This window comes from Collimonas fungivorans, assembly GCF_028292705.1.
Lineage (GTDB): Bacteria > Pseudomonadota > Gammaproteobacteria > Burkholderiales > Burkholderiaceae_D > Collimonas > Collimonas fungivorans_B.
Map to the genome: position 1 here is coordinate 1 of NZ_JAQGLV010000026.1, position 3,564 is coordinate 3,564.

The following is a 3,564-nucleotide window of genomic DNA, read 5'->3' on the forward strand; positions in this document are numbered from 1 at the left end:
GGTTATCCCAACGGCTTCGGCATTACGCTGCATGGTCCGAACAACCGCTACATCAACGATGAGCGCGTGGTGCAGACCGTCGCCCAGTTCCTGAACCGGGTCGGGATCCAGGCCAAGGTCGAGACTCTGCCGCTGGCGGTTTATTTCGGCAAGGCGCGCGCCGGCGAATATAGCGCCGCATTGCTCGGCTGGGGCACGCTGGCCGGCGATTTCGGCTTGCGCACCCTGCTCGGCACCACCAATCCGGATACTGGCTGGGGTTCGTGGAACTGGGGCAAATACACCAATCCGAAACTGGACCAGCTGGTGCAGTCGTCGCTGGCTTCAGTCGACCAGAAACAGCGCGAGGATTTCGCCCGCCAGGGCGCCGTGGTGGCGCTCAACGATTACGCGCTGATCCCGCTGTATCATCAGTACGCAACCTGGGCGCTACGCAAGGGCCTGAAGTACACGCCGCGCACCGACGAATTTACTTTCGCCCACCAGTTCCATCCCGAATAAGCCACATCGCTACAAAAAAGCCGCTGAAGTTAGCGGCTTTTTTCATGGGAAAAGCATATTCTATGGCCTTGCCCCGATTTTCCTACGCCACATGACCGCCCCCGCCTCTGCCAGCCCCGAATCCGAATCCGAATCCGTCCTGAGCCATCGTCCGTTCACCCTGTTCTGGGGCGCACGGGTGGCTTCCACCATCGCCAACCAGATGCAGATCGTCGCCGTCGGCTGGCAAGTCTATCAACTTACACATAGCGCTTTCGACCTTGGCATGGTCGGCCTGGTGCAGTTCCTGCCGGCCCTGTTCCTGGCGCTGCTGGTCGGCCATGTCGCCGATCGCTACGACCGCCGCAAGATCGCCCGCATCTGCCTGTTCATCAAGGGACTGGCGGCGGCGGCGCTGGCCATCGGCAGCATTTACGGCTGGCTCGACAAGCAAGCCATCTTCGCCATCGTGTTTGTGATCGGCGCCACCCACGCTTTCGAATCGCCGACCTTGCAGGCGCTAGTGCCCGGCCTGGTGCCGGCGCGCCTGCTGCCGCGCGCCGTGGCCTGGGCGGCATCGGCCACGCAGACGGCGGTGATCATCGGCCCGGCATTGGGTGGGTTCATTTACGTGCTGGGGCCGAGCGCGGTGTATACCAGCAGCAGCGTGCTGTTCATCGGCGCCAGCCTGCTGGTGTCGCTGATCCGCATTGAAAGCGTGTTGCCGCGGCGCGAACCGGCGACCCTCAGCTCCTTGCTGGCGGGGATTGCCTTCATCAAGAGCCGACCGGCGATTCTCGGCGCCATATCGCTCGACCTGTTCGCGGTGCTGCTGGGCGGCGCCACGGCCCTGTTGCCGATCTATGCGCACGACATCCTCGCCACTGGCCCGCTCGGCCTCGGCCTGCTGCGCTCGGCGCCGGCGGTGGGCGCCTTGTCGACCGCGATTTTCCTGGCGCGGCGACCATTGAGCCGGCGCGTCGGCCGCAGCATGTTCATTGCGGTTGCGGTGTTTGGCGTGGCGACTATCGTCTTCGCCCTGTCCCGTTCATTTGTGTTGTCGCTGGCGACGCTGGTGGTGCTTGGCGCGTCCGACATGATCAGCGTAGTGGTGCGCTCTTCCTTCGTGCAGCTGGAAACACCGGACCACATGCGCGGCCGCGTCAGCGCCGTCAACTCGGTGTTCATCGGCACTTCCAACCAGCTGGGCGAATTCGAATCCGGCGTCACCGCAGCCTGGCTGGGACCGGTACCGGCAGTGCTGCTGGGCGGCGTCGGCACGGTGGTCGTGGTGCTGCTGTGGATACGCTTGTTCCCGACCCTGTTCGGCTTGGATAAACTGGTCAATCCTGCTGCCGCGCCAAATCCGCCGGCCCAACCGCCGTCGCCCGCAACCCCAACAGCCACCTGACTGCAGGGGCCTCCGGCGAGGAGGCCCCGCTCTGCAGGAAAACAGCGATCCGGCTATACTCTTAGCCCTCGGCAGCCAGCTGCAATCGTCCTGTATCCACGGGCAGATTGCCCGCTGCCGCACACGGCGGTCCAGATCGTCAAACCAACACCACCATTTTTTTTAGCGCCCGCCGCAAAGGAAGCGACAATGCAATATCGTGAACTCGGACACAGCAAACTCAAGGTCAGCCTGATTACGCTCGGCACCATGACCTGGGGCGAACAGAATACGGAAGCAGAAGCGCATGCGCAGATCGACCTGGCGCTGGCGCACGGCGTCAACCTGATCGATACCGCTGAAATGTATCCGGTGCCACCGCGCGCCGAGACCCAGGGTTCGACCGAACGCTATATCGGCAGCTGGCTGAAAAAATCCGGCAGGCGCAGCGAAGTCATGATCGCCACCAAGGCCACCGGCCCGGCGCGCAAGCCGCACAATCCGCGCCACGTGCGCGGCGGCATCAACAATTTCGACCGCAAGGGCCTGACCGAAGCCTTGAACGGCAGCCTGGAACGCCTGCAGACGGATTACGTCGATCTGTACCAGCTGCATTGGCCGGACCGCAGCGTCAATTGTTTCGGCACGCTGAACTACAGCCACATTCCTGATGAAGAGACAGTGCCGATTGAAGAGACGCTGACCATCCTGGCGGACTTCATCAAGGCCGGCAAGGTGCGCCACATCGGGATTTCGAACGAAACGCCGTGGGGAATCTCGGAGTTCTTGCGTGCTTCGGAGAAATTCGATTTGCCGCGCGTGGTCAGCATCCAGAATCCGTACAGCCTGCTCAACCGCACTTTTGAAATCGGCCACTCGGAGTTTGCATTCCGTGAACAGGTCGGGCTGCTGGCGTATTCGCCGCTGGCGTTTGGCGTGCTATCGGGAAAATATCTGGATGGGGCGCGGCCGGCCGGCGGCCGCCTGACGCTGTTTGAACGTTTCAGCCGATACACCAATCCGCAGGTCAACCGGGTGGTTGGCGATTATGTGGCGCTGGCGAAAAAACACGGACTGGATCCGGCGCAGATGGCGCTGGCTTTCGTCAACAGCCGCGGCTTCCTGACCAGCAATATCGTCGGCGCCACCACGCTGCAGCAATTGCAAAGCAATCTCGACAGCATCGATATCACGCTGGATGAAGACATCTTGCGCGAGATCGAAGCAATCCACCTGCGCCAGCCTAACCCCGCTCCCTGACGGGCCAAGCCCGCGGCTCAGTCTTCCGGGCTTACATCAGACCAGACCGGCGCCGGGCCGCCGGCGACGATCTCGATCGGACGCGCGGCATAACGTTTTGCCAGTACCGCGCACACCATCAACTGGATCTGGTGGAACAGCATCAAAGGTAAGACGATCATGCCGACGGTATGCCCGGCGAACAAGACTTTCGCCATCGGCACGCCGCTCGCCAGGCTCTTCTTCGAGCCGCAAAACACAATCGTGATTTCGTCTTCCTTGCTAAAGCCCAGGCGGCGGCTGACCCAGGTGGCGATACTCAGCATCACGAACAGCAGCAGCGCCACCACCACAATCAGGCCGACCAGCGACAGCGGCGGCAACTCCTGCCACAAACCCTGCACCACGGCTTCGCTGAAGGCGGTGTAGACCACCAGCAGGATCGAACCCTGGTC

General features: G+C 62.4%; 3 protein-coding genes and 1 pseudogene. 3 read left to right on the forward strand and 1 reads right to left on the reverse strand.

Features of this window, described 5'->3' with window-relative positions; translation table 11 throughout:
- The 3 genes and pseudogenes from JWQ61_RS01060 to JWQ61_RS01070 form a co-directional block, all read left to right on the forward strand.
- A pseudogene (locus JWQ61_RS01060) lies at nt 1-501 on the forward strand (ABC transporter substrate-binding protein); the annotation flags it as partial.
- A 91-nt stretch (nt 502-592) separates the two neighbouring features.
- Nucleotides 593-1,891, forward strand: coding sequence for an MFS transporter (locus JWQ61_RS01065; protein WP_304358879.1), 1,299 nt, complete (start codon nt 593-595; stop codon nt 1,889-1,891).
- Between the two features lie 189 nt (nt 1,892-2,080).
- Entirely contained in the window at nt 2,081-3,130 is a 1,050-nt protein-coding gene (locus JWQ61_RS01070) for an NADP(H)-dependent aldo-keto reductase (protein WP_304358880.1), read from the forward strand.
- A gap of 17 nt (nt 3,131-3,147) precedes the next feature.
- Here the strand turns inward: JWQ61_RS01070 and JWQ61_RS01075 are convergent.
- Nucleotides 3,148-3,564 (reverse strand): bile acid:sodium symporter (locus JWQ61_RS01075; protein WP_304358881.1); only part of this gene is annotated, 417 nt, incomplete at its 5' end.